General features: G+C 71.5%; 26 protein-coding genes. 15 read left to right on the forward strand and 11 right to left on the reverse strand.

Annotated elements, in window-relative coordinates; translation table 11 throughout:
• The coding region (locus ABZ192_RS14600; protein ID WP_356924853.1) for a cbb3-type cytochrome c oxidase subunit I at nucleotides 1–446 on the reverse strand (446 nt) is incomplete at its 3' end.
• A gap of 105 nt (nucleotides 447–551) precedes the next feature.
• On the opposite strand from ABZ192_RS14600, the gene ABZ192_RS14605 reads away from it, so the two are divergent.
• Both ABZ192_RS14605 and ABZ192_RS14610 read left to right on the forward strand, forming a co-directional pair.
• Complete coding sequence (locus ABZ192_RS14605; RefSeq protein ID WP_356924854.1) at nucleotides 552–1,112, forward strand: sigma-70 family RNA polymerase sigma factor; 561 nt, start codon at nucleotides 552–554, stop codon at nucleotides 1,110–1,112.
• A gap of 342 nt (nucleotides 1,113–1,454) precedes the next feature.
• On the forward strand, nucleotides 1,455–2,453 hold the full coding sequence (locus ABZ192_RS14610) for a CU044_5270 family protein (protein ID WP_356924855.1): 999 nt from the start codon (nucleotides 1,455–1,457) through the stop codon (nucleotides 2,451–2,453).
• Nucleotides 2,454–2,465: 12 nt separating this feature from the next.
• Here the strand turns inward: ABZ192_RS14610 and ABZ192_RS14615 are convergent, their stop codons facing one another.
• Entirely contained in the window at nucleotides 2,466–2,831 is a 366-nt protein-coding gene (locus ABZ192_RS14615) for a nuclear transport factor 2 family protein (protein WP_356924856.1), read from the reverse strand.
• A gap of 184 nt (nucleotides 2,832–3,015) precedes the next feature.
• On the opposite strand from ABZ192_RS14615, the gene ABZ192_RS14620 reads away from it, so the two are divergent.
• Nucleotides 3,016–3,306 carry a hypothetical protein gene (locus ABZ192_RS14620; protein ID WP_356924857.1) on the forward strand — a complete coding sequence of 97 codons (291 nt, stop codon included), beginning with the start codon at nucleotides 3,016–3,018 and terminating at the stop codon, nucleotides 3,304–3,306.
• A 59-nt stretch (nucleotides 3,307–3,365) separates the two neighbouring features.
• Here the strand turns inward: ABZ192_RS14620 and ABZ192_RS14625 are convergent, their stop codons facing one another.
• Nucleotides 3,366–5,120, reverse strand: a complete 1,755-nt coding sequence (locus ABZ192_RS14625) for an ABC transporter ATP-binding protein (protein ID WP_356924858.1) — start codon at nucleotides 5,118–5,120, stop codon at nucleotides 3,366–3,368.
• A gap of 192 nt (nucleotides 5,121–5,312) precedes the next feature.
• On the opposite strand from ABZ192_RS14625, the gene ABZ192_RS14630 reads away from it, so the two are divergent.
• The 5 genes from ABZ192_RS14630 to ABZ192_RS14650 all read left to right on the forward strand — a co-directional run bounded on the left by ABZ192_RS14630 (nucleotide 5,313) and on the right by ABZ192_RS14650 (nucleotide 9,686).
• A complete protein-coding gene (locus ABZ192_RS14630) occupies nucleotides 5,313–6,398 on the forward strand; it encodes an S-(hydroxymethyl)mycothiol dehydrogenase (protein WP_356924859.1) in 1,086 nt (361 codons plus the stop codon).
• Entirely contained in the window at nucleotides 6,398–7,027 is a 630-nt protein-coding gene (locus ABZ192_RS14635; RefSeq protein ID WP_356924860.1) for an MBL fold metallo-hydrolase, read from the forward strand. The genes ABZ192_RS14630 and ABZ192_RS14635 overlap by 1 nt, the downstream gene beginning before the upstream one ends.
• 90 nt (nucleotides 7,028–7,117) lie before the next feature.
• Nucleotides 7,118–8,032: an SDR family oxidoreductase gene (locus ABZ192_RS14640; RefSeq protein ID WP_356924862.1), complete on the forward strand. Its 915-nt coding sequence runs from the start codon at nucleotides 7,118–7,120 to the stop codon at nucleotides 8,030–8,032.
• Nucleotides 8,033–8,060: 28 nt separating this feature from the next.
• Nucleotides 8,061–8,846, forward strand: coding sequence for an SDR family NAD(P)-dependent oxidoreductase (locus ABZ192_RS14645; RefSeq protein ID WP_356924863.1), 786 nt, complete (start codon nucleotides 8,061–8,063; stop codon nucleotides 8,844–8,846).
• 144 nt (nucleotides 8,847–8,990) lie between these two features.
• Complete coding sequence (locus ABZ192_RS14650) at nucleotides 8,991–9,686, forward strand: L,D-transpeptidase (protein ID WP_356924864.1); 696 nt, start codon at nucleotides 8,991–8,993, stop codon at nucleotides 9,684–9,686.
• A 27-nt stretch (nucleotides 9,687–9,713) separates the two neighbouring features.
• Here ABZ192_RS14650 and ABZ192_RS14655 read toward each other — a convergent pair whose 3' ends face one another.
• The 4 genes from ABZ192_RS14655 to ABZ192_RS14670 are packed head-to-tail and all read right to left on the reverse strand — an operon-like array spanning nucleotide 9,714 to nucleotide 14,212.
• The gene (locus ABZ192_RS14655; protein WP_356924865.1) at nucleotides 9,714–10,913 is read right to left on the reverse strand and encodes a Gfo/Idh/MocA family oxidoreductase; all 1,200 of its coding nucleotides are present in this window, start codon (nucleotides 10,911–10,913) and stop codon (nucleotides 9,714–9,716) included.
• Between the two features lie 31 nt (nucleotides 10,914–10,944).
• Nucleotides 10,945–12,294 carry a sugar ABC transporter substrate-binding protein gene (locus ABZ192_RS14660; protein WP_356924866.1) on the reverse strand — a complete coding sequence of 450 codons (1,350 nt, stop codon included), beginning with the start codon at nucleotides 12,292–12,294 and terminating at the stop codon, nucleotides 10,945–10,947.
• A 10-nt stretch (nucleotides 12,295–12,304) separates the two neighbouring features.
• A complete protein-coding gene (locus ABZ192_RS14665; RefSeq protein WP_354742750.1) occupies nucleotides 12,305–13,228 on the reverse strand; it encodes a carbohydrate ABC transporter permease in 924 nt (307 codons plus the stop codon).
• A gap of 18 nt (nucleotides 13,229–13,246) precedes the next feature.
• A complete protein-coding gene (locus tag ABZ192_RS14670) occupies nucleotides 13,247–14,212 on the reverse strand; it encodes a sugar ABC transporter permease (RefSeq protein ID WP_356924867.1) in 966 nt (321 codons plus the stop codon).
• A 171-nt stretch (nucleotides 14,213–14,383) separates the two neighbouring features.
• Here ABZ192_RS14670 and ABZ192_RS14675 point away from each other — a divergent pair, with 171 nt between their 5' ends.
• The 3 genes from ABZ192_RS14675 (at nucleotide 14,384) to ABZ192_RS14685 (ending at nucleotide 16,718) form a co-directional block, all read left to right on the forward strand.
• Entirely contained in the window at nucleotides 14,384–15,544 is a 1,161-nt protein-coding gene (locus ABZ192_RS14675; protein ID WP_356924868.1) for an ROK family transcriptional regulator, read from the forward strand.
• A gap of 100 nt (nucleotides 15,545–15,644) precedes the next feature.
• Nucleotides 15,645–15,830 (forward strand): hypothetical protein, encoded by a 186-nt coding sequence (locus ABZ192_RS14680; RefSeq protein ID WP_037667954.1) that lies wholly within the window; start codon nucleotides 15,645–15,647, stop codon nucleotides 15,828–15,830.
• A gap of 51 nt (nucleotides 15,831–15,881) precedes the next feature.
• Nucleotides 15,882–16,718, forward strand: coding sequence for an EamA family transporter (locus ABZ192_RS14685; RefSeq protein WP_356924869.1), 837 nt, complete (start codon nucleotides 15,882–15,884; stop codon nucleotides 16,716–16,718).
• A 38-nt stretch (nucleotides 16,719–16,756) separates the two neighbouring features.
• Here the strand turns inward: ABZ192_RS14685 and ABZ192_RS14690 are convergent, their stop codons facing one another.
• Entirely contained in the window at nucleotides 16,757–18,106 is a 1,350-nt protein-coding gene (locus ABZ192_RS14690; RefSeq protein ID WP_356924870.1) for a S1 family peptidase, read from the reverse strand.
• Between the two features lie 116 nt (nucleotides 18,107–18,222).
• The gene (locus tag ABZ192_RS14695; protein ID WP_356924871.1) at nucleotides 18,223–19,251 is read right to left on the reverse strand and encodes a hypothetical protein; all 1,029 of its coding nucleotides are present in this window, start codon (nucleotides 19,249–19,251) and stop codon (nucleotides 18,223–18,225) included.
• Between the two features lie 24 nt (nucleotides 19,252–19,275).
• Between ABZ192_RS14695 and ABZ192_RS14700 the strand changes: the two genes are divergently transcribed.
• From ABZ192_RS14700 to ABZ192_RS14710, 3 genes are all read left to right on the forward strand, one after another.
• Nucleotides 19,276–20,454: an aminotransferase class I/II-fold pyridoxal phosphate-dependent enzyme gene (locus ABZ192_RS14700; RefSeq protein WP_356924872.1), complete on the forward strand. Its 1,179-nt coding sequence runs from the start codon at nucleotides 19,276–19,278 to the stop codon at nucleotides 20,452–20,454.
• Nucleotides 20,455–20,498: 44 nt separating this feature from the next.
• Nucleotides 20,499–20,894, forward strand: a complete 396-nt coding sequence (locus tag ABZ192_RS14705) for a PPOX class F420-dependent oxidoreductase (protein WP_356924873.1) — start codon at nucleotides 20,499–20,501, stop codon at nucleotides 20,892–20,894.
• Nucleotides 20,895–21,332: 438 nt separating this feature from the next.
• The gene (locus ABZ192_RS14710; RefSeq protein ID WP_356924874.1) at nucleotides 21,333–22,676 is read left to right on the forward strand and encodes a Gfo/Idh/MocA family oxidoreductase; all 1,344 of its coding nucleotides are present in this window, start codon (nucleotides 21,333–21,335) and stop codon (nucleotides 22,674–22,676) included.
• A gap of 12 nt (nucleotides 22,677–22,688) precedes the next feature.
• Here ABZ192_RS14710 and ABZ192_RS14715 read toward each other — a convergent pair whose 3' ends face one another.
• Complete coding sequence (locus ABZ192_RS14715) at nucleotides 22,689–23,102, reverse strand: zinc ribbon domain-containing protein (RefSeq protein WP_356924875.1); 414 nt, start codon at nucleotides 23,100–23,102, stop codon at nucleotides 22,689–22,691.
• A gap of 154 nt (nucleotides 23,103–23,256) precedes the next feature.
• Nucleotides 23,257–23,967, reverse strand: a complete 711-nt coding sequence (locus tag ABZ192_RS14720) for a TetR family transcriptional regulator (RefSeq protein ID WP_356924876.1) — start codon at nucleotides 23,965–23,967, stop codon at nucleotides 23,257–23,259.
• Between the two features lie 159 nt (nucleotides 23,968–24,126).
• On the opposite strand from ABZ192_RS14720, the gene ABZ192_RS14725 reads away from it, so the two are divergent.
• Nucleotides 24,127–24,912, forward strand: coding sequence for a peptidoglycan-binding domain-containing protein (locus ABZ192_RS14725; RefSeq protein ID WP_356924877.1), 786 nt, complete (start codon nucleotides 24,127–24,129; stop codon nucleotides 24,910–24,912).
• Nucleotides 24,913–24,970: the final 58 nt, after the last annotated feature.

Below are 24,970 nucleotides of genomic sequence, written 5' to 3' on the forward strand. Positions count from 1 at the left end.
CCCATGATCCACATGTCGGCGCCGATGCCCGGGGAGCGGACCGCGTCCGACAGCGGGCTGTAGGCGAACCAGCCGAAGTCGGCCGCGCCCTGCGGGGTCAGGAAGCCCCCGACGGCGATGAGCGAGCCGAACAGGTACAGCCAGTAGGCGAACATGTTCAGCCGGGGGAACGCCACGTCCGGCGCGCCGATCTGCAGCGGCATGATCCAGTTCGCGAAGCCGGCGAACAACGGCGTCGCGAACATCAGCAGCATGATCGTGCCGTGCATCGTGAACGCCTGGTTGAACTGCTCGGTCGACATGATCTGCAGACCGGGCCGGGCGAGCTCGGCGCGCATGAACAGCGCCATCACGCCACCGATGACGAAGAACGCGAACGACGTCACCAGGTACAGCGTGCCGATCGTCTTGTGATCCGTGGTCGTCAGCCACTTCAGGTGCCTCATGCCCCGCCTGTGTCCGCGCCCCGCCCGGACGTCACACTTCCTTGAGGCGACGAGAATCACGGAACCGGGTGTGACGATCGGGAAGGTGCCGGACACGAACGGGACATGAGCAACGACGAGATCTTCGCCGCTGCCTATCGCGAGCACTACTGGGCGGTCAGCCGCTATGTCGCGCGGCGACTGGACGGGCGGGCCGGCGAGGTGGAGGAAGTGGTGGCGGAGGTGTTCACGGTCGCCTGGCGGCGCCGGGCCGACCTGCCCTCCTCCCCGCTGCCCTGGCTGTACGGCGTGGCACGCAACTGCCTGGCCAACGCGGTGCGCGGCCACGGACGCCGCCGCCGGCTCGTCGACCGGCTCGGCAACGACGACACCGCGCACGGACGGCACATCGCGGAAGGCCCCGATACCGAGACCCCCGGCGCCTGGGTGCACGAGGCCCTCGCCCGGCTCTCCGCGTCCGACCAGGAGGTGCTGCGTCTGACGGCGTGGGAGGAACTCGGCATCGAGGAGGTCGCGGTCGCCCTCGGCTGCGGCAAGCGGGCCGCCGCGATGCGGCTGCACCGGGCCCGCCGCCGCCTCAGAGCCGAGATCGACGGGATGCGGCTGTCGGATACAGCGGGCATGGCGGACACGGGACACGCACTGCGCGAGGGGGACCGGCGATGACCGACGTCCTCTCCACGCGGGCGCCCGCGCCGGGCGACGTCCCACGACCACAGCGCCCCACCGAGGCAGCGAACGCGCGTGCTCTGCCCGGGGCCGGGGCGGGTTGTGCCGCGTGCCTTCCGACCGGGGCCGCGGTCGGCTGTGCCGCATGCGCCGTGTCCTGGCCCGTCGCCGACCGCACCGGACGCGCCCAGTCTTGGCCCACGGCCGGGCGCGCCCAGTCCTGGGCCACGGCCTGGCGCGCCGCACGCGGCCTGGCCACGCCCCCGACCGGTGGCGGCCGTTCCCGTGCCCCGCGCTTTCTGACCGCCGCCCACATGACCGCACCTAAGGAACACGGCCATGGCTGACGAACTCGAACTGCTGCGTGGTGCCAACCCGGTGCCGTCCGACGGTCCCCACTTCGGCGACGGTCCCCTGGACCACGGTGCCGAGCGGCGGCTGGAGCGGCTGCTGCGGGAGCGGCCCTCCGGCCGTCTGCGGGACCGGCTGCTGCCGGGCGCCGGGCGTCCCCGGCTGGCCTGGGGGCTCGTCGCGACGGCGGTGGTCGCCGCCCTCGCGCTGACCCTCGTACTGAGCGGCCCGAACACCACACCGGCGGTCGCCGCACCCCGTCCGCTGGTGGTGCAGACCGGCTCCACGCCCCTGCCCCTGGACCGGCTGGCCGAGCGTGCCGAACAGGCCGCCGCCGACGGCTCGCCCCGCCTGCGCAAGGGCACGCACGTGCAGACCTGGAGCATGGGCATGTCGGACGGCAAGCCCCCGATCACCGTCCCCGAGGAGCGGATCGTGCGCTGGCGGGCCGACGGAAGCCACACGGAACTGGTCGTGGCGACCGACCCGAGGCACCCGGGCCGCCCGGTCCTCTCCGGCGCGGGCGGCGAGCCGCACCTCGTCGAGGACGGGCACGTCCTGAGCGACCAGACCTATCCGCCGAGCTGGAGCGACGCCCCGCCCCAGTCCCCGCCGCCGCGCGACCCCGACCGCCTGCGCGCCTACCTGACGGAGGTCCAGTACACGGACGCTCCGCTGACCACGCCCCAACTGCTGGACGCCGTCGAGGTGCTGCTCGACACCTGGACCCTGGGCGCCCGGGAGACCGCGACGCTCGCCCGCCTCCTGGCGGGCACGGAGGGGCTGCGGCCCGTCGGCCAGGTGACCGACCGTCTCGGGCGACGCGGACAGGCATACGTGTACGACGGCCCCGGCGCCCGCCGCATGCTGATCATGGACCCGGTCACCGGCGCCGTCCTCGGCCTGGAGAGCACCTTCAGCACCGCCGAGCCCGAGTACGGCGTCAAGAAGGGCGACGTGATGTCGTACAGCGCGTGGATGCGCTGATCACACCCCGGCCTACTCGTCCCAGGCCTGGACCAGGGTCTGTTCGGTGATCTTGCCGTCGCGCAGCGAGAGCATGGACTCGGACAGGACGCGCACGCCGTCCGCGTACTCGCAGCTCTCGCTGTACGCCGCCTCGTCGCCCTGGATGACGCACCGCTCCAGCTTGTGCGACATGTCGCGGCTGTAGACGTCCTCCAGCATCCGGCTGATCTCGTCCCGGCCGTGCAGGACCTTGGGGTGGCTGGGCTGGGTCGTGTGGTCGACGATGCGGAACTCCGCGTCGTCCGCGTAGAGCGAGAGCAGAAGATCCGGGCTCTGTCCCTCCACGCCCCGGCGCAGTGTCTCTCTGTCGAAGGCGGGGTCTGCCGCGGTTCCCATGATGACCTCCTTCGAAGGGCCGCGACCCGGTCGGGACCGGGCCGCGAGGGGCCTCTCCTGTCGAGCCTCCTCCCGTCCGGCGAGGTCGGCAAACGCAGGCAGGCAGAGCCGGGACGCTGGGCCTGACGGGTGAGCGGGCCCGCCCGCCCGTGTCCGCCGGGGACCCGCTCGCTTTGCGATCGGCATGATCTCAACACGACGTTTTGTCGCCGCCGTTGGTCTCGCCGCGGGTGTCACCGGCCTCGCCTCGCCGATGGCGAACGCGGCCGACGCGGAATCCCGGAGCCCGCTCAGCCCGGTGGCCACGCTGGACTCGCTGACCGTGAGCGACATACCCGCCGAGCACAAGGACGAGATCCCGCGGCCCTCCTCGCAGCTGGCCGGGCTCAACCGCCTCAACGACCTCAACCAGCTGAACCAGGTCGTCGGCCTGGTCTCCCCGGTCTTCGGCTTCGTTCCGAACGTCCGCCCCTGACGGCAGCGCGTGCGACGAGGGCCGCCCGGCTCGGGCGGCCCTCACGCATGCCCGCCGGCTCAGTCCGCCGTGGCCAGGAACTGGGTCGCCGCCAGCTCCGCGTAGAGCGGGTCGGCGGTCACGAGTTCGCGGTGCGTGCCGACCGCCCGGACCCGCCCGGCATCCATCACCACGATCCGGTCGGCCATCGTCACCGTGGACAGCCGGTGCGCCACCACCAGGACCGTCGTCGTCCGGGCCACGTCCGCGACGGTGTCGCGCAGCGCCGCCTCGTTCACCGCGTCCAGCTGCGAGGTCGCCTCGTCGAGCAGCAGCAGACGGGGGCGGCGCAGCAGGGCCCGGGCGATGGCGACCCGCTGACGCTCACCGCCCGACAGCTTGGTGCCACGGTGCCCGACGAGCGTGTCGAGGCCGGCCGGCAGCCGGGAGACCAGACCGTCGAGACGGGTCGTCTTCAACACCCGCGCGAGGGCGTCGTCGTCCGCCTCCGGATTGCCCAGCGTGAGATTGTCCCGCAGGGAGCCCGACAGGACCGGAGCGTCCTGCTCCACGTAGCCGATCGCGGCGCGCAGGCGCGGCAGTTCCCACTCCGCCACGTTCCGCCCGTCCAGCGCGATCTCGCCGGACTCGGGGTCGTAGAACCGCTCGATGAGGGAGAACACGGTCGTCTTGCCCGCGCCGGACGGGCCGACGAACGCCGTCATCCCCCGGGCCGGCACCTCGAACGTCACCCCGTGGTGCACGCGCGGCAGATCGTCGGCGTAGCGGAAGCGGACGTCGCGGAAGCTGACGGACGCGGGCGGCTCACCAGCGGACGGCAGCGGCGCGGAGCGCACCGGGGGCTCGGCGGGCAGGCTCAGCGCCTCCTGGATCCGGGCCAGGGCCGCGGACCCCGTCTGGTACTGCGCGACGGCGCCGATGACCTCCTGGAGCGGGGAGATCAGGAAGAAGACGTACAACAGGAACGCCACCAGCGTGGCCACGTCCACGGCGCCCGTCGCCACCCGCGCCCCGCCCACCGCGAGCACCGTCAGGAACGCGATCTGAATGGCCAGCCCCGCCGTGTTGCCCGCCACGGCCGACCACTTGGCGGCGCGCACGCTCTGCCGCCAGGACTCCTCGGCCGCCTCGTGCAGCGCCTGTTCCTCGCGGTGCTCGGCGCCGGAGGCCTTCACCGTGCGCAGCGCCCCCAGCACCCGCTCCAGCGCGGCGCCCATGACGCCCACGGCCTGCTGGGCCTGCTTGCTCGCCTTGTTGATGCGCGGCGCGATCGTCCCGATCACTGCCCCCGCGCACGCGATCACGGCCACCGTGACCCCGAGCAGCACCGGATCCACCAGCCCCATCATCACGATCGTCGCCACCAGGGTGAGGCCACCGGTGCCCAGACCGACCAGCGACTCGGTGGTGACCGTGCGCAGCAGGGTCGTGTCGGAGGTGATCCGGGCCATCAGGTCGCCGGGCTCGGTGCGGTCCACGGCCGGGATCCGCAGCCGCAGCAGATACGACGACAGGGCGCGCCGCGCGCCGAGCACGACCGACTCGGCGGTGCGCCGCAGCACGTACGAACCCAGCGCGCCCACCGCCGCGTTGGTCACGACCAGGCCCGACATCGCCAGCAGCGCGCCGGTGATCGCACGGTCGTGCGCCAGGTCGTCGATCAGGCCCCGCGCCACCAGCGGCAGCATCAGCCCGGTCGCCCCGGTGACCAGGGAGAGTACGGCACCGGCGAGCAGGGACCGGCGGTGCGGCCGGACGTATCCGAGGAGCAGCCGCCAGGCGGGCGTACCGGTCCGGGTCTCTGCGATGCTCACACGTCGCTCCTTCGGCGTCGGGCGGAGCTGTCAGGTTACGGGGCCCGTCGGGTGCGGTGCCCCGCGTTTTCGGGGAGCGCGTGAGCTGGTGATACGGCGCCTGCGGGTGGCCGATCCGCATCCCTTACCGATCAGTCGCGCGTAGGGTCGGAAGGGAAGGCATCCGGCCTACGAGCCGACGAAGGAGTCAGCATGGCGCAGGAAGTACGCGGTGTGATCGCACCGGGCAAGGACGAGCCGGTACGGATCGAGACCATCGTCGTGCCCGATCCCGGCCCGGGGGAGGCGGTCGTGCGCGTCCAGGCCTGCGGGGTGTGCCACACCGATCTGCACTACAAGCAGGGCGGCATCAGCGACGACTTCCCCTTCCTGCTCGGCCACGAGGCCGCGGGCGTGGTCGAGGCGGTCGGCGACGGCGTCACCGACGTCGAACCCGGTGACTTCGTGATCCTCAACTGGCGGGCCGTGTGCGGGAAGTGCCGGGCCTGTCTGCGCGGGCGGCCCTGGTACTGCTTCGACACCCACAACGCCCGGCAGAAGATGACCCTCACCGACGGCACCGAGTTGTCACCGGCCCTCGGCATCGGCGCCTTCGCCGAGAAGACGCTGGTCGCGGCCGGGCAGTGCACCAAGGTCGACCCGGCGGTCGCCCCGCAGGTGGCAGGGCTGCTCGGCTGCGGCGTCATGGCCGGCATCGGCGCCGCGATCAACACCGGAAACGTCGGGCGTGGCGACACGGTCGCCGTCATCGGCTGCGGAGGCGTCGGCGACGCCGCCATCGCCGGCTCGCACCTCGCCGGAGCGGCGAAGATCATCGCCGTCGACATCGACGACCGCAAGCTGGAGACCGCCCGGAGCATGGGCGCCACCCACACCGTCAACTCCCGCGAGACCGACCCGGTCGAGGCGATCCGCGAACTCACCGGCGGCTTCGGCGCCGACGTCGTCATCGAGGCCGTCGGCCGCCCGGAGACGTACAAGCAGGCCTTCTACGCCCGCGACCTCGCCGGCACGGTCGTCCTGGTCGGCGTGCCCACCCCCGAGATGAAACTCGAACTGCCGCTGCTGGACGTGTTCGGACGGGGCGGGGCGCTGAAATCGTCGTGGTACGGCGACTGCCTGCCCTCCCGCGACTTCCCCATGCTGATCGACCTGCACCTGCAAGGGCGCCTGGACCTCGGGGCGTTCGTCACCGAGACCATCCAACTCGACGAGGTGGAGAAGGCGTTCGAGCGGATGCACCACGGTGACGTGCTGCGCTCGGTGGTGGTGCTGTGATGGCCCCACGCGTCGAACACCTCGTCACCTCCGGGCAGTTCAGCCTCGACGGCGGCACCTGGGACGTCGACAACAACGTGTGGATCGTCGGCGACGACCACGAGGCGATCGTCATCGACGCCGCGCACGACGCCGACGCCATCGCCGAGGCCGTCGGAGACCGCCGGCTCACGGCCATCGTGTGCACCCACGCCCACAACGACCACATCGACGTCGCCCCCGCCCTCGCCGAGCGCACCGGGGCCACCATCTGGCTGCACCACGACGACCTGCCGCTGTGGAAGCAGACCCACCCGGACCGCGAGCCCGACGCCTGGCTGGTCGACGGCCAGGTGATCGAGGCCGGCGGCGCCGACCTGCGCGTCCTGCACACCCCGGGGCACGCGCCGGGCGCGGTGTGCCTGTACGACCCCGGGCTCGCCACCGTCTTCACCGGGGACACCCTCTTCCAGGGCGGCCCCGGCGCCACCGGCCGGTCCTTCTCGCACTTCCCGACGATCATCGACTCGATCCGCGACCGCCTCCTCACGCTGCCGCCCGGGACGAAGGTCCTCACCGGCCACGGAGACTCCACGACCATCGGCGCGGAGGCCCCGCATCTCCAGGAGTGGATCACCCGCGGCCACTGATCGCGTGTCGTCCGCAAAAGGCGACAGAAGATGTCCGGCTTACCCGTCACCCTGGAGGCGACAAGCAGCCACGGTCACGGGAGGTCGGACATGCCAGCTCCACTGAAGGGCAAGGTCGCACTGGTCGCCGGTGCGACCCGGGGCGCCGGACGAGGCATGGCGGTGGAACTCGGCGCGGCCGGTGCCACCGTCTACGTCACCGGACGCAGCACGCGCACCCGCCGCTCGGAGTACGACCGGCCCGAGACCATCGAGGACACCGCCGACCTGGTCACCGAGGCCGGCGGGCAGGGCGTCGCCGTACCCACCGACCACCTCGACCCGGCGCAGGTCCGCGCCCTCGTCGACCGGATCGCCGACGAGCAGGGCCGCCTCGACGTCCTGGTCAACGACATCTGGGGCGGCGAGAAGCTCTTCGAGTGGGAGAGCCCGCTCTGGGAGCACGACCTCGACAACGGCCTGCGCCTGCTCAGACTCGCCGTCGAGACGCACGCCATCACCAGCCACCACGCCCTGCCCCTGCTGCTGCGCAATCCCGGCGGCCTGGTCGTCGAGGTCACCGACGGCACCGCCGACTACAACAGCGACAACTACCGCGTGAACTTCTTCTACGACCTCGCGAAGACGTCCGTCCTGCGCATGGCCTTCGCCCTCGGTCACGAACTCGGCCCGCGCGGCGCCACCGCCGTCGCCCTCACCCCCGGCTGGCTGCGCTCGGAGATGATGCTCGACGGTTATGGGGTACGGGAGGACAACTGGCGCGACGCCCTGGAGCGCGTCCCCCACTTCGCCATCTCGGAGACCCCGCGCTACGTCGGCCGGGCCGTGGTCGCGCTCGCCGCCGACCCCGACGTGGCGCGCTGGAACGGCCGCTCCCTCTCCAGCGGCGGCCTGGCCCAGGAGTACGGCTTCACCGACCTCGACGGCAGCCGCCCGGACGCCTGGCGCTACCTGGTCGAGGTGCAGGACACGGGCAAGCCGGCCGACACGACCGGCTACCGCTGAGGGACCGCCGGGGCAGTACGGTCGGCGCATGACGGGCACCAGGCGCTTCGAGGGATACGGGGTTCTCATCACCGGAGGGGCACGCGGCATCGGCGCCGCCACCGCCCGCCGGTTCGCCCGGGAGGGAGCGCGGGTCCTGATCGCCGACCGCGACCCGGACCAGGCCGCTCGGACCGCGGCGGCGCTGCGGTCCGAGGGCCTGGCCGTCGAGGGGCGCGGGTGCGACGTGGCCGACCGGGGCGCGGTCGAGGCGGCCGTCGCCCACGCCGCCGACACGTTCGGTTCGCTCGACGTGCTGGTCAACAGCGCCGCCCAGTGCTCACCCGACGCACCCCGCTTCGAGGACGAACCGGACGAGTCGTGGGCGCGTGACCTCGACGTCACCCTGACCGGCGCGTACCGCTGCTGCCGTGCCGCCCTGCCGCACCTGGCGGCCTCCGGCCGCGGCGCCGTCGTCTCCATCGGCTCGGTCAACGCCCTCCAGGACTTCGGCAACCACGCCTACAGTGCCGCCAAGGCCGGCCTCGTGTCCTTGACCCGCACCCTCGCCGGGCACGCCGCGGCGCGCGGTGTCCGCGTCAACCTCGTGGCACCGGGCACCGTGCGCACCACGGCCTGGGCGGGCCGCGACGAGGACCTCGAAGCGGTACGGCCGCTCTACCCGCTGGGCCGGGTCGGCGAACCGGAGGACATCGCCGCGACCGTCGCCTTCCTCGCCTCGCCCGACGCCGCGTGGATCACCGGCACCACGCTGGTCGTCGACGGCGGTCTCACCGCGGTGAACACGGGCTTCCGCGACGCGCTGCGGGACTGACCCGCTCCTGCCGACCGCGTCGTGAAGTATGTCACCGTTTCGTCGCAGGCTGTCAGCCCGCACAACCGAACCCCCCGTGTGCCCGTCTAGCAGGCAGGGATCAGCAGACCATGCGACCACTTCCGCGAAAGGGCAGGACCAACCATGGGGGACGTACGCAGACGGGGTGCCGTCGTACTCGGGATCACCGCACTGGTGGCACCGCTCACGCTCGCGCTCGGCGCCACGCCGGCCGCGGCCGCGAGCTGCACCGCGAAGACCGGCCCGTACCAGAAGCAGGTGGAGAAGTTCCTCGGCCGCCCGGTCGACGGCAAGCAGTCCGCCGCCGACTGCAAGGCGATCCAGGCCTTCCAGACCAAGCACGGCATCTCCCCGAACGCGGGCTACGCCGGGCCCGTCACTTGGGGGGTGATGGACCTGATGCAGAAGCAGAAGGCCGTCGGGACGAACCCCAACAAGGACGGCAAGTGCCCGGTGAACAAGGGCCGGATCGCCTGCGTGAACCTGAGCCTCCAGCTGAGCTGGATCCAGGACGGCAAGAAGCTCGTCTACGGCCCCGTCCCGGTCCGCACCGGCCGCAACGGCTACGAGACACGCACCGGCCTGAAGAAGATCTACTGGCGCAACATCGACCACGTCTCGTCCATCTACGACGTGCCGATGCCCTACGCTCAGTTCTTCGACGGCGGCCAGGCCTTCCACTCGGTCGGCGTCAGCATGTGGAACCCGCCGGGCTCGCACGGCTGCGTCAACATGACCAAGACCGACGCGAAGAAGTACTGGTCGCTGCTGAAGAAGAACGACGACGTCTTCGTGTACGGCCGCAAGCCGGGCACCTGATCCTGGCACCCGGCTCGGACCTGCCCCTTACTGCGGCGCGTCCCCGAAGTCCGGGATCTCCAGCCGTACCCCGCCCTGCCGTGCGGACTCGTGCGCGATGATGCCCGGCAGGGTGTAGCGGGCGGCCACCCACGCGTTCACCGACGGCAGGGTGCGCGTGTTGACGGCGGTCACGAAGTCGTCCACCAGGAAGTGGTGGCTGCCCTCGTGGCCGTTGTGGAGGTTGTCGAACTCCCTGGGCAGCCGCGCACGGTCGTGCACGGGAGCCGATCCGGAGGTGAACGCGGCCCGCAGCTCGGGCGCGATGTGCTGGAGCGACGGGTCGTCGGGCGCCATGGTGGGCTTGGGCTCCAGCAGTTCGCTGATGTCCTTCACCCCCTGCTTGTCCTGCCAGAGGGCGACCGTGGCGAGCTGCTCCATGCTCGCCTCGGTGCCGAAGAAGCGGAAACGCGACTCCCGTATGTGCGACGGATAGCCGACCCGCCGGAACTCGTTCGTACGGAACGAGCCCCCGCCCGCGACCTCGAACAGCGCGGTGGCGTTGGAGAAGTCGTTGTCGAACTGGCTGACCTCCTTGTCGAAGACGCCGTCGCCCCGGTCGTCGACGACACCGATCGCCGACACGCTGACCGCGTGCGTCCGCCAGGCGCCCAGCACCCCGCCGACCGCGTGGGTCGGGTACAGCAGCGGGGGATAGCTGGCGGTGGCCTTCCAGTTCTCGCCGCCGCTGTACTGGTAGGCCTCGTAGAACCCGAGGTCCATGTCGTGGACGTAGTCGCCCTCGGCGTAGAACAGCCGCCCGAAGGCGCCCTCGGCGATCTGGTTGCGGGCGTGGACCGTCGCCGGGTTGTACTCGCTGGTCTCGCCCATCATGTACGTCAGCCCGGTGGCCTTGACCGTGTCGATGATCGCGGCGATCTCCTCCGTGCTGATCGCCATGGGGACCGCGGAGTACACGTGCTTGCCGGCGTTGAGGCCCTGGAGCACCAGCGGCCCGTGCGTCCAGCGCTGGGTGAAGATCGCGACGGCGTCGACGTCCTCCGATTCCAGCATGGCCTGGTACGACGGGAAGGTGCCCGTCAGCCCCTGGGCGGAGGCGAGTTGCTCGGCCCGCTCGGGCAGCAGGTCGGTGACGTAGACGGCGCTGACGCCGGGGTGGGCCTGGAACAGCGTGGCGAACTGGCCCGAGAACTGTCCGGCGCCGACGATGCCGATGGAGAACGTCATGTAAGGCGTGCCCTTCACTGGTCGGTGGTGATCACTGCGAGAGGATGAGGTTGATCTGCTCGTTGGTCTGGTCGAGGCTGCTGACCGGCTTGCCGTTGCCGTAGATGTCCTCCATCGCAGGCGACATCAGCGCCGTCATGTCCGCCGAGTAACTGGCGATCGGGTAGGAGAAGGTCCGGAAGTTCTTCTTGTCGGCCACGGGCTTCGTGAACGACGAGACGTCGATGCCCTTCTTCCGGTACGCGGCGACGGCGGCCTCGGTCCCGGCCTTCGTCGCGGGGAAGACGACGCCGTAACCGCCGACGATCTTCTGGCACTTGTCCGACGCCAGATACGCCACCCACTTCTTGGCGCCCGCCTTGTTCTTGGACGCCTTGGTGACGGAGTCGGCGAGGCCGTTCATCATGGTGGCGCGCTTGCCGGTCGGGCCGACCGGCGTCAGGGCCGTCTTGATGTCCCGGCCCTTGAAGCCCGCGTACGAGGAGATCATCCAGGCCCCGTCGAACGCGGTGGCGGCCTTGCCCGCCGCGACCTGCGTGTTCGCCTGGTTGGACTGGACGTTGTAGTCGGACAGCGGCGGCATGTAGCCCTTCTTCGCCAGGCCGAAGTACCACTTGATGACCGACTGGAAGGTCTTGCTGTCGTACTGGTACCTCGTGCCCCAGCGCGGCTTGTCCAGATAGCTCCATCCGGCGGAGGCCGCGAAGTTGCTCCACTGCGTCTGGCCGTCGCCGAATCCGCCGCCGTTGCTGGCCATGCCGTAGACCTTGACGTTGTTCTTGTCGAAGCCCGGCTCGTCGCCCCGCTTGCCGTTCCTGTCGATCGTGAGGTGGGCGATGGCCTTCTCGAAGGTGCCGCCGTCCTCCGGGTTCCACGCGAGGTTGTTCAGCTGCTCGGCGGTGAGACCCGCTTCCTTCGTCATCTTCGAGTTGTAGAACAGCGCGACGGTGTCCCAGTCCTTCGGGGCGCCGTAGCGGTGGCCGTCCTTCCCGATCCAGTTGGCGGCGAGGCCCGGCTGGTAGTCGGAGTTCTCGATGCCGAGGTCGTCGAGCGGTTCCAGGACCTTCAGGTCGGCGTACTGGCCGAAGTTCTGGATGTGGTCGGTGAACACGTCCGGCTGGGTGCCGGCGATGAACCCGGCGGTGAGCTTGGTCCAGTAGTCACTCCAGCCCAACTGGGTGATCTTGACGTTCAGTCCGGGGTTCTCCTTCTCGAACCCCTTGGCGCAGGCCTGGTAGGCGGGCAGCTGGTTGGCGTCCCACAGCCAGTACGTGACGGTGTGCGCGGAGGACCCGGCGGCACCGCCCTGTGCGCATCCGCTGACCAGGGACAGCGCCAGCGCTCCGGTCGCCGCGACGAGCGTACGCAGACGAATTCGCATCACAGTCCCCTTACTTGATCCCGGTGAAGCCGATGGAGCTGACGATGCGGCGCGCGAAGCAGGCGAACAGCACCAGCATCGGCAGCGCGGCGATCAGCGTCGCCGCCATGAGCCCCGACCAGTCGACGCCGGTCGCCGGGGTCTGCGCCCGGAAGATCGCCAGTGCCACGGTCAGCACCCGCGAGCTGTCGCTGTAGGAGACCATCAGCGGCCAGAAGTAGTCGTTCCAGGAGGTGATGTACGTCAGCACGCCCAGCGTGACGATCGGCGTGGACGCCATCGGCAGCACCACCCGGAAGAAGATCTTGATCTTCCCGGCGCCGTCGAGCAGCGCGGCTTCCTCGACCTCCTGCGGGATGTTCATGAAGAACTGCCGCAGGAAGAACACCGCGAACGGCGCCATGAACATGGTGGGCAGCGCGATGCCGAGGAGGGTGTCCACCAGGTGCAGTTGCTTGATGAGCACGAAGTTCGGCAGCAGGGTGAAGATGGTGGGCACCATCATCCCGGCCAGGAACAGGCCGAACACCTTGTCCCTCCCGCGCCAGCGCAGCCGTGAGAAGGCGTACGCGGCCATCGCGGAGAAGAAGAGCTGACATCCGGTGATCAGGGTGGAGACCAGCACCGAGTTGAGCAGATAGCGCCAGAAGTCGAGCCCGCCGCCGGCACCGCCCTGTTTGACGGCCTCCTCGGCCGACTGCATGCCCAGGGCGCGTTCGAAGCCGCTCGTGGTGAGGTCCACGGGCAGGGGGTTGGTCGGATCGGCGTTGAGCCCCGCGTTCGTGGACAGCGCGGTGCGCAGGATCCAGTAGAACGGCAGCAGGGTGATGAGGACGATCAGCCCCATCACGGTCCAGGCGGCGGCCCGCCCGAAGGGGAACCTGCGCCGGACCGGTCGCAGGGTCGTCGACGTCGTTGTCGTCACGGCAGCCATACCGGTGTCTCCTTTCCGTCAGCCGAGGTCGGTCCGGCCGGCTCGGGTGAGCCGGTACTGGAGGACGGTGATCGCGCTCAGCACGACCAGCAGGGCGACGGACATGGCCGAGGCGTAGCCGAACTGGAAGCGCCCGAAGGCCGAGCCGTAGATGTAGTACTGGAGCACGTTGGTCGCGTTCGCCGGACCGCCCGCGGTGGTCACGGCCACGGTGTCGAACACCTGGAACGACCCGATCACCGTCATGATCAGCACGACGGCGAGCACCGGCCGCAGCAGCGGCATGGTGATCCGCCAGAACATCCGCCACTCGCTCGCGCCGTCGACCCTGGCCGCCTCGTACATGTCGTTCGGGATCGCCTGGAGGCCGGCGAACAGCAGCAGCGCGGTGTAGCCGACGTGCCGCCACACGTTGATGAGCGCGATCGTCGGGATCGCCCAGGTCTCGTCGGCGAGGAACGGGATGCGGTCGGCGCCGAGGGCGCTGATGATCTCGTTGCCGATGCCGAGCTGGGTGTCGAGGATCCAGAGCCAGACCAGACCGGCGACGACGTTCGACATCAGGTACGGCGTGAGCACGATGCCGCGCAGCATCGCCGACTGGGTCAGCCGCTGGAGGAGGACGGCGATGGCGAGCGCGGCGACCGTCTGCACGCCGATGTTGATGACGACGTACTCGACGGTGACCGTCAACGAGTCCCAGAAGATGGGGTCGTTGACCATGCGGACGTAGTTGTCCAGGCCCACCCACTCCGCCGGTGTCAGCAGGTTGAAGCGGGTGAAGCTGAGATAGATGCCCCGGAGCGTCGGCCAGAGCAGGAAGACGACGAAGCCGAGCAGCGCCGGCGCGATGAAGAGCGCGGCCAGCCGTCCGTCACCCCGGTTCTCGCCCACGTCGGTCCGTCGGGTCCTGGGCTTGCTGTGGGCCTCCGCCGCGCCGCCCACGGGCAGACGCGACGGAGGGCTGCTGGAGGCGATGGTCATCGGGAGACTCCCTCGCTGCGGCGGCTCGTCCTCTGGCGGGACTTACTTTTGGTGCGAAACAATTGCTGCGTCAAGAGGGGTGCAAACATCTTTTCGCAGGGACCATCATCGACTTAGAGTGGTCATGTTGGTTTCAGTGCGAAAGAAAAGGGCGAGGGGAGTCGCACGGACATGACCGCAGGCATCGCCAGCTGGCCGCCGCTGAGCCCAGGGGAGCGCTCGGTGGCCATCGAGGTGCTCGTGCACGGCCCGCTGTCGCGCACCGAGCTCGCCCGCAGGCTGGGACTGTCGGCCGGCAGCCTCACCCGGCTGACCAAGCCGCTGATCGAGTCCGGCCTGCTGGTGGAGGTGGCCGAGGCGGGCGTGCCGGCGGAGGCGCGCCAGGGCCGCCCCTCGACGCCGCTGGACGTCGTCGCCGACTCCTGGTCCTTCCTCGGCTTCAAGATCACCGAGGACATGGTCTACGGCGTCGTCACCACGCTCAGAAGCGACATCGTCGCCCGCCACGACCGCCCGCTCACCACCCACGACCCCGCCGAAGTCGCCGACGTGCTCGGGGAGATGACCGCCGAGCTGATCCGCGACCACCCCCGGCTCGCCGGGATCGGTATCGGTGTCGGCGGTTTCGTCCAGGACCGCGCTGTCGTCGGGGAGTCGCCCTTCCTGCTGTGGCGGGACGTGCCCCTGGCCGAGCTCGTCGAGGAGCGCACCGGGCTGCCCGTGGTCGTGGAGAACGACGTCGCCGCCCTGGTCGAGTCCGAGACCTGGTTCGGTGCCGGACGCGGCCTGGACCGCTTCGTCGTCCTCACCATCGGCGCCGGGATCGGCTACGGCCTCGTCCTGGGCGGCAAGCGCGTGGCCTACGCCGAGGAGGACCGAGGCTTCGGCCGGCACTGGATCGTCGACCCCAACGGCCCGCTCACCCCGGACGGCCGGCGCGGCAGTGCCGTCTCGCTGCTGACCATCCCCAACATCCGCTACCAGGTTGTGGCCGCCACCGGCCGCGACCGGACCTACGAGGAGATCCTCGCGGCGGCCGCCGCCGGGGACCCGATGCCCGCCCGGGTCGTCGACGAGGCGGCCAGGGCGCTGGGCACGCTCGTCGCGCAGATCTCCAACTTCGTGATGCCGCAGAAGATCCTGCTCGCGGGGGAGGGGGTCGGGCTGATGGACGTGGCCGGCAAGACGGTCGAGGACACCGTCCGCGACAACCGGCATCCCCTGGCCGCCCCGGTCGAACTGGAGACGAAGGTGTCCGATTTTCACGACTGGGCGCGCGGCGCGGCCGTGCTGGCCATCAAGGTGCTGGTGCTGGGATCGGCCGAAGTGTGAACAGGCTCACGTTTACTGGGAGATGGACGTGATCAGTAACACTGTCCGGAATGACCGTTTACCTCACGATTACTCACATCGTCTTCACCTGCGGCGACGTATGCTTCACAGCATGTCCACCACTGTTGAATCCTCTTCCCAGCGCACGGCTGACGAGGTCAACGAGGAGATCCGGGCCCTGTGGCGCCGGTCGGGCGGGACACTGAGTGTCGAGCAGCGCGAGGAATACCAGCGGCTCGTCCTGGAGTGGGCCGCCGCGGCCCCGCAGTCCGCGCCCGCGGCCTGAGCGTCAGGCCGCTGACGCATCGGACCCTCGTCTTAGGGCACCCCTGATCCAATGGGTGCCCTTCTCGCACTTTCCTCGGCCGTCGTCTACGGCATCGTCGACTTCGCCGGCGGCCTGCTGTCCCGGCACGTCCATCACGCCGCCGTCACCTTCTTCGGCCAGCTCGGCGGACTGCTGCTCGCCTGCGCCGCCGCGCTCCTCATCCCCGCCGACGCCGTCCACACCGCCGACCTGCTGTGGGGCGCGCTGTCCGGCGTCGGCAGCGGCGTCGCCATGCGGTTCCTCAACCGGGGCCTGAGCCGCGGCGCGATGAGCGTCGTGGTGCCCGTGAGCGCCGTCACCGGTGTCGCGCTGTCCGTGCTGTGCGGGGTGCTCGTCCTCGGCGACCGCCCCGGGGTCCTGGCCTGGCTGGGCATCGCCGTCACGGTGCCCGCGCTGTGGTTCGTCTCCGGAGGCGGAGGCGGAGGCGGGGGCGGCGCGGGCAAGGGGACGGCGGACGGACTGCTCGCCAGCGCGGGCGTGGCCGTGCAGTACCTCGCCCTCGGCCAGGCGGCCTCCGCGAGCGGGCTGTGGCCCGTCGCCGCGGGCCGTGTCGCCGCGGTCCTCGTGCTTCTTCCGGACGCCGCCCGCCACGCCCGCCGGCTGAAGCTGCCGCCGGGTCGCTGCGTCCAAGCCCTCCTCATCGGGGCCGGCGCGGCCCTCGGCCTCGTGCTGTATCTGCTCGCCGCGCAGCGCCAGTTGCTCGCCGTCGCCGTCGTCCTCGCGTCCCTCTACCCCGCCCTGCCCGTCATCCTCGGCCTCGCCCTCCTGCACGAACGGATCAGCCGGCGCCAGGCGCTGGGGCTGCTGGGAGCGGGGGCGGCGACGGTCCTGCTCACGCTGGGGTGAGCAGGACCGTCGCCGGCGTCCGGCCGCACGCACGCGCATCAGCCCCAAGTAGCCGAGTAGTACTGCCGATACGCCTTGCGGTCCTGCTCCGCGCGGATCCACCGGGTCGCCACCAGGGCGACGAGGCTGCCCGCGATGACGAGCAGGCCGGGGCCGACGTTGCGCGGGTCGGTGAGACGGGTCAGCAGGCCCGACACGTCCTCGCCCGACACCGGCGCCGACGAGCCGGGCGAGGCGGCGCCCTGCGAGGCCGACGGCGCGGGGGAGGCGCCGGTGCCGGCACCGGCCTGCTTGGCCACGATCAGCTTGACGCCCAGCTCGGTCAGCGCCTTCGTCACCGGCTGGAAGAACGTCGTACCGCCCGCCGTGCAGTCCCCGCTGCCGCCCGACGTCACACCGAGCGCGACGCCGTCGGCGAACATCGGGCCGCCGCTGTCGCCGGGTTCGGCGCACACGTTCGTCTCGATGAGGCCGGTGACCGTGCCCTCGGGGTAGTTGACCGTCGCGTTCAGCGCGGTCACCTCCCCCTCGCGCAGCCCGCTCGTGCTGCCGCTGCGGAAGATCTTCTGCCCGACCTCGGCATCGGCCACGCCCGTGATCCGCACACCCTTGCCGTCACCGACCGCCACGACGTCCGCACCCTCGCCCGCGCGGCCGCTGTCGTACTTCACCAGGGAGTAGTCGTCACCGGGGAAGCTCCCCTTGAGTGACGAGCCGACCTGCTCCCGGCCCCGGTCGTCGGCGAACCAGATGGAACCGTCGGGCCCGCAGTGCCCGGCCGTGAGGATGTAGTCGGTCGTCCCGTCGGTCACGTTGAAGCCCGCCGAACAGCGCCCGGCCGTCGACAGGATCGGCTGCGCGCCGTTGATCCGCGTCGTGAACGTGCCCTCGGTGCGCTCCATGCGCACGAAGCCGCCGATGCCCTCCGCGACATCGGTCAGCCGCGACCAGTCGGAGGCGGAGACGGTGCTGTCGCCCCGGACCACCACCTCGTTGCTCTTGTAGTCCAGGGCCCAGGCGGTACCGGGCACCCGGGGCGCCGAACGCAGCGTCTTCGCGGCCGACTTGAGGTCGCTCATGCTGTGGCGCACCATCTTCGCCCGCGCACCGGCGCGCTCGACCTCGTCGGCCGCCTTCTCGTCCGTGACCGCGACGACCGGCCGGCCCGCGGAGTCGACCCAGCTGCCCGCCGTGCGGGAGGTGCCGAGCCGGGACACGAGATCGGTGCCCATGCTCGTGGCCGGCCGCGCGGAGTACGGGACGCCGATCGACGGGTCGGGGGGCTCGCTCGCCACGGCGCGTGTGACCATCGTTCCTCCGAGGAGGAGTCCGCCGACGGCCGCCAGCCGTGTCACTCGCCGGACGACCCGTCGTCGTGCGTGCCTCATGCATGGCTCCCGAACCCGAACATCACGATGTGAACACCGCGGGGCATTCCTTGAGTCGAGTGCCCTCTTCCCATACGGGGCGCAGCCGTGCCGTGTTCAGCGCACGCGTGATCTCTTCACCGCCGGCCGGCGGCGGGAACGATCGGACCCGGGTCCGCCGGGGCGGCGAGCAGGGCCCGGCTGCGCACGTCGCCCCAGACCGAGGCCGGGTCGACGTAGGGCCGCAGCAGGGCGGTGAGGGCGGGGTCCCCGCGACCGTTGAGCTCGTCGGAGGCGATCTTGCGGGCGATCCCGGCGAGGAAGTCCGCCACCTGCACACGCGTGTCCTCGCGCGCGACGACCAGCCGCAGCCCGGCCAGGCCGACCCCCGCCTGCCGGGCCGTCTCCTCGATCCAGGCGATGCGGTCCGGCGTCAGCATGTTCTGCCGGTCGTGCACCAGACGGACCGGCCGCCCGTCGCCGCTCCACAGCGCGGCCGTCCGGACGATCGCCGGAAGCAGCGGGTTGAGCACCGGGATCAGGGGCGGCCCGTCCAGGAACGCCGCCCGATAGGACACCGCGCGGGCCCGGGTCGCGGCCAGCCGCTCCAGGATCGCTGTCGCGTCCGAGCCCGGTCGGGCCCGCCGCAGGGCGTCGACCGCGCCGTAGAAGACCTCCACGGGAGCGCCCGGCTCGGCGTTGTTACGGACCCGCAGCAGCTGGTTGGCCGCCTCCAGGAACGCCCGCCAGCCGTCCTCCCCGAAAGCCCGGCGGCCCTCCCGGAACAGGGCGACGGCCGCGCTCGGGTCGCCCAGCAGCAGACCGACGGCCCGGTCCACCACGAAGAAGGACTTCTCCATCAGATGCACCCGCGCCCGCTCGTGGATCGGCCCGTCGGGCGCGAGCAGCCACTCCAGCACCGCGCGGTGTTTCTCCCGCAGCAGGTGGTTCGCCTTGTACTCCTCGGCCGGCGAGCGGATCCGGTCCCGGATCTCCCGCACGGCCGCCGCTGCCGTCGCCATGGACAGCGACGTGCTGGCGTGCGCGAACACGTCCGTGTTCCCGCCGGTGAGGTTCTCGCCGTCCGACCCCGACTCGTCGCAGGCGATCTCCAGGAAGGGGCCTTCGGCCCCTCCCCGCTCCCCGTCCTCACGATTCCCGCTCACTGCACAGCCCCCTATCGTGTGCCCATGACCAGGATCCCGCACGAGACGTCCGGTGAACCGAATCCCCTGCAGGCTCTCACTCTCGACCATCTCCGCCGCCGTACGAGCATGAAGTGGCGCACCTTTCCGGAGGACGTACTGCCGGTCTGGGTGGCCGAGATGGACGTACCGCTGGCCGAACCCGTCGTACACGCCGTCACCGACGCGCTCCGCCTCGGCGACACCGGCTACCCCGCCGGCACGGCGTACGCGGAGGCACTGGCCGCCTTCGCCGAGAAGCGGTGGAACTGGGACGGGCTCGCCGTGGAGCGCACCGCGGTCGTGCCGGACGTCATGCTGGGCGTCGTCGAGATGCTCAAGCTGGTCACCGGGGACGGGGACGCGGTGGTCGTGAACCCGCCGGTGTACCCGCCGTTCTACCAGTTCGTCGAGCACATGGACCGGCGCGTGGTCCAGGCCCCGCTCGGCGCGGACGGGCGCATCGACCTCGGCGTCCTGGAGGAGACCTTCCGCCAGGTGGTCGCGGGTGGAGCACGGGCCGCCTACCTGCTGTGCAGCCCCCACAACCCGACCGGCACGGTGCACACCGCCGAGGAGCTGTCCGCCGTCGCCGCACTCGCCGAGCGGTACGGCGTCCGCGTCGTCGCCGACGAGATCCACGCGCCGCTCGTGGTCGGCCGCACCGACTTCGTGCCGTACCTCAGCGTGCCCGGTGCCGAGCGCGGACTGTCGCTGATGTCCGCCTCGAAGGGGTGGAACCTGGCCGGGCTCAAGGCCGCCCTCGCCATCGCCGGGCCCGGGGCCGGCGCCGACCTGGCCCGGATGCCCGAGGAGGTCGGGCACGGCCCGAGCCACATCGGCGTCATCGCCCACACCGCCGCCCTGCGCGACGGCGTCACCTGGCTGGACGCCCTGCTGTCCGGCCTCGACGCCAACCGGCGGCTGCTCGCGGACCTGCTGGCCGAGCAGCTGCCCGAGATCCGCTACCGCCCCGGCGACGCCACCTACCTGGCCTGGCTCGACTGCCGTGCCCTCGGCCTCGGCGACGACCCGGCGGACACCTTCCTGCACCGCGGCCGGGTGGCCCTCAACTCCGGCCTCCCCTTCGGCACGGGCGGCGCCGGACACGTCCGCTTCAACCTGGCGACCTCGCCCGAGGTGATCGGGGAGGCGGTACGGAGAATGGCCGCCGCGCTGCACTGAGAGCCGGGGGCACGCCGCGCGGGACGCCTCGTAGACTGCCCGCCATGGACGACAGTGCGCCGGCCGACCTGGACGACCTGGGCGCGGGCAAGTACCTGCTGATCACCAGCTACCGCAGGAACGGTACGCCGGTCGCCACCCCGGTCTGGGTGGTGCGCGACGGTGACGCGCTCGGCGCCTGGACGCCGGCCGAATCCTGGAAGGTCAAGCGGATCCGCAACCGCGCCGACGTCCTGGTCGGCCCCTGCGACCTGCGCGGCAACCCCACCGGCGAGCAGCTGCCCGCGACGGCGGAGATCTGCGACGCGGCGACCACCGCCCGCTACCGGCAGCTGATCGCCCGCAAGTACGGCATCACCGGCCGGCTCACCCTGCTCGGCAGCCGGCTGCGCCGTGGCCTGGACGGCACGGTGGGCATCCGCCTCACTCTGACGCGCTGACCCCGGCTCGGGCGCCCGACTTCCCGCGCTGACCCGGCATCGGCGCGCGCGATTCCCGCCCCGCCTGCCCGGCCCACCCGCGGCGACGCCGTACGAGACGATGCCGTACGGGACTCCGGTTTCGCCGCACGCGCTCTGTCGTGTTGTCCCCGGTTCGCTGCACGCGCGCTGACGCGCTGCACGCGCGCTGACGCGCTGCACGCGCGCTGACGCGCTGCACGCGCGCTGACGCGCTGCACGCGCGCTGACGCGCTGCTCCCGGTTTCGCCGCACGCGCCCTGACCCGCCTTCCCCGGCTTCGGCACCCGCGCCCTGACCCGCCTTCCTCGACTTCCGCACCCCCGCCCTGTCGCGCTGACAGCCGCTTCGGCGCACTGCCGGGAAGCGCTTTCCGTGTCGGGGGAGTGGACGGCCCGCCTCCGGGACAGACCACCTGTCATGAGCCGAAATCCCGTCCTGCGCGCAGCCGTCGTCGGCACGGGCCACCGGGCCCAGCTGTTCACCCGGGGTCTCGCCGAACGCCCCGGCCACCTCGTGGCCGCGCTGTGCGATCCCAGCCCGACCCGGATGGCCTTCCACAACCGGCTGCTGGCCGGAGCCGGCGCTCCGGCGGCCACCGAGTGGGAGCCCGACCGCTTCACCGACCTGCTCGCCGAGGAGGGCATCGACGAGGTCGTCGTCACCACCGTCGACGCCGAGCACGACCGCTACATCGTCCCGGCCCTGAAGGCGGGCTGCCGCGTCGTCACCGAGAAGCCGATGACCGTCGACGCCGATCGCTGCGCCCGCATTCTCGACGCCGTCCGCGAGACCGGCAGCTCTCTGACCGTCGCCTTCAACTACCGCTTCAACCCCGTGCACGAGAAGGTCCGCGCCCTGCTCGCCGACGGGGCGATCGGCGAGACGCTCTCCGTCCACTTCGAGTGGCTGCTCGACGTACGGCACGGCGCCGACTACTTCCGCCGCTGGCACCGGGAGAAGCACAACAGCGGCGGCCTGATGGTGCACAAGTCCTCGCACCACTTCGACCTGGTGAACTGGTGGCTCGCCGACGAGCCCCGGGAGGTCTTCGGCTACGGGCGGCTCGGCTTCTACGGCCGTGAGGCGGGGGAGCGGCACGGACTGCGCCGGGAGTACGACCGCGCCCACGGCGCCGACGGGGCCGCCGACGACCCTTTCGCCCTGGACCTCGCGGCCAACGACACCCTGCGCGCCCTCTACCTGGACGCCGAGCGCGACGACGGCTATCTGCGCGACCGGAACGTCTTCGACGGGCCGATCACCATCGAGGACGACATGTCCGTCCTGGTGCGCTACGCGCGCGGCGCGACGATGACCTACCACCTGACCGCCTACTCCCCGTGGGAGGGCTACCGGGTGATGTTCAACGGCAGTGCGGGCCGGCTGGAGCTGGAGGTCGAGGAGAGCCGCTGGCAGCCGCCCCTGACCCGGATCACCTCGGCCGCGGGTGCCCTGCACGGGGACACGGCGGCGGAGCACGCGGGCGGCGCCCGCCTCACCCTGCGCCCGCTGTGGCAGCCCCCGGTGGACGTGCCGCTCGCGGTCGCCCACGAGGCGCACGGCGGCGGCGACCCGCGCATGCTCGACGCGCTGTTCGGCCCCGCCGAGCCCACCCGCCCGGCCGACACCGGGGCGGCGGCCCACCCGACGGCCACCGAACGCGACGGGGCACTCGCCCTGGCGGTCGGTCTCGCGGCCAACCGCAGCTTCGAGACGGGAGGACCCGTGCGCACCGGAGAACTGCTCCCCGGGATCCGGTGACCGGACCGTCCGTCAGCGCCAGGCCCGGTACGGCTCGTCCAGCAGCTGGAAGACCGGCTCGCCCCGTACCGGGTCCTTGGCCGTGGACAGCCGCACCCGGTCCCCGCTGTGGATGCCGATGGGCGGACCCATCACCCGGCCGCGCACGATGAACCCCTCGGACATCTCGATCAGGGACACGTTGCGCGCCGCGGGCGTGTTGCGGTGCACCACCGTCGAGTGACGCACCGTGCCCGTGCCCTCGCTGCGCTCCGTCCGCAGCTCGCTGCCGCGGCAGACCGGACACAGCACCCGGTGGTACATCGCGGTGCCGCACCAGGTGCAGCGCTGGTAGAGGATGGCCTCGGTGTCCGGGCCCTTCGGGTCGAGCAGACCCGTCGGGGAGCCGGCTGCCTGCTGAGTGACGGTTCCTGAGTGGTGGTACACGCTGGTCAACTCCCTGCACTCGGCCGGAATCCCGTGTGCGCGGTCACCCGCGCACACGTGTGCCCGGTTCGCCGTGCCACCGCGCACGCAGCACAGAGTATGGCACTCAGTGCCACTCGTAAAGGCACTCCGTTCCCTCAATGTGCGGAGGTCGTCAGCCGCGCCCCAGCGTCGACTCGATCTCCTGCACGACCCGCCACAACGGCGCGTCGCGCCGCGAGACGACGACCACCACGTCCTCGGGCTGCTCCCCGGCCGGGGGCACCGGCGTGCCGCCGAACGCGGACTGCACGTACGCCAGCGCGTGGTCCACCGCGGCGTTCGCCTCGCCCTGCCCGTCCGAACGCAGCCAGGAGCGCAGCGCGTTGTTGTGCGCCGCGACCACAGCCGCCGCGATCACATCGGCGTGCAGGGTCCCGTCCCGGCGGGCCGCGAAACGCCGGCGCAGATACTCGGCGAGGGCGCGCTCGTAGCGCCACACCACCGACAGTTCGTAGGCGCGCAGCCCCGGGACCTTCTTGGTGAGGCGGTAGCGCTGTACGGAGAACGTCGGGTTCTCGGCGTACATCCGCAGCACGAGCCGGGCCGCGTCGCAGACCCGCCGCACGGGTTCCTCGTCGCCGGTGCCCGCCGCCAGGAAGGCCTTCATGTCGGCCAGGCACCGCTCGTGGTCCGGGAAGACCACGTCCTCCTTGGAGGGGAAGTAGCGGAAGAAGGAACGCCGGCCGACCCCGGCCAGCGCCACGATGTCGTCGATGGTGGTCTGCTCGTAACCCCGTTCGAGGAACAGCTGGAAGGCTGCCGCCACCAGGGCGTCCCGCATGGGCGGCTTTCCGGTCCCGGCGTCGGCTTTCTCGGAGCTCATGAGCGGGAACGTAGCACCCGGAAGCGTACGCATGGCACTCAGTGCACTCATGGGGAGGAACCGAGTTCCCTCTGAACCCGTGGCGCGGCAGCCGCGTATCTAGCGGCAGGACGATCCCCGAAGACGGGCGCCCCCGAGCCCGGACGGAAGGAGAGCAGCGTGTCGACACCGTCCGAGCCCCGGCAGCCGCACGACGGCCCGGCCCTCGAACCCATCCGCGTCCTGCGGCCCCGCCGCACCGACGCACTCGCGGAACTGATGCGGGAGTACCGCGAGGAGCTCGGCTCCGCACGGGACGGCGACGAGCCCGGCGGCCATGCACCCGGCGGCCATGCAGCCGGCAGCTACGGCTCCAGCGGCTATGGGTCGTCCAGCGGCTTCAAACCCGGCCGCCACGCGCCCGGTGGCTACGAGTCCGTCGTACTGCCCCGGCGGCCGGCCGGCTCCGAGGACCGGACAGAAGAACTCCCGCCGCTCACCAGCGAGAAGGGGTACGGCCGTGCCGTGCCCGGATCAGGACTGCGCCGGGCAGCCGTCGCGGTGGCCGTCGTCGCCGCGGCGGTCCTGGGCTTCGGCGGTGCCGCCCTCCTGCTCCCCGGCGAGAACACCGACGACAAGGCGGCCCCCGCGCCCCGCCCCACCGCGTCCGCCCCTGCCGCTGCTCAGACCCCCACGCCCACCCCGCCCCCCGCCGCCGACCCCGACGGCCCCGGCACCCTCCGCGAGGGAGCCACCGGCCCCGAGGTGACCGAGCTCCAACAGCGCCTCCTGCGCATCCCGGACGTCTACCGGGACGGCGCCACCAACGGCCGCTACGACCCCACATTGACCGCGGCGGTCGCCCGATTCCAGCTCTGGTACGGCATCCGCGGCGACGAAACCGGCGTCTACGGCAACGACACCCGCCTCGCCCTGGAGTCCCGCACGGCGCCCGGCACCGGCTGACCGCCTCCTCGGGAGGGCACCCCGGATGGCAACCGCACCCACGGCATGGTGAGGTGAT

Origin of the sequence: Streptomyces sp. NPDC006235 (assembly GCF_040613735.1) — a bacterium.
Taxonomy (GTDB): Bacteria; Actinomycetota; Actinomycetes; order Streptomycetales; family Streptomycetaceae; genus Streptomyces.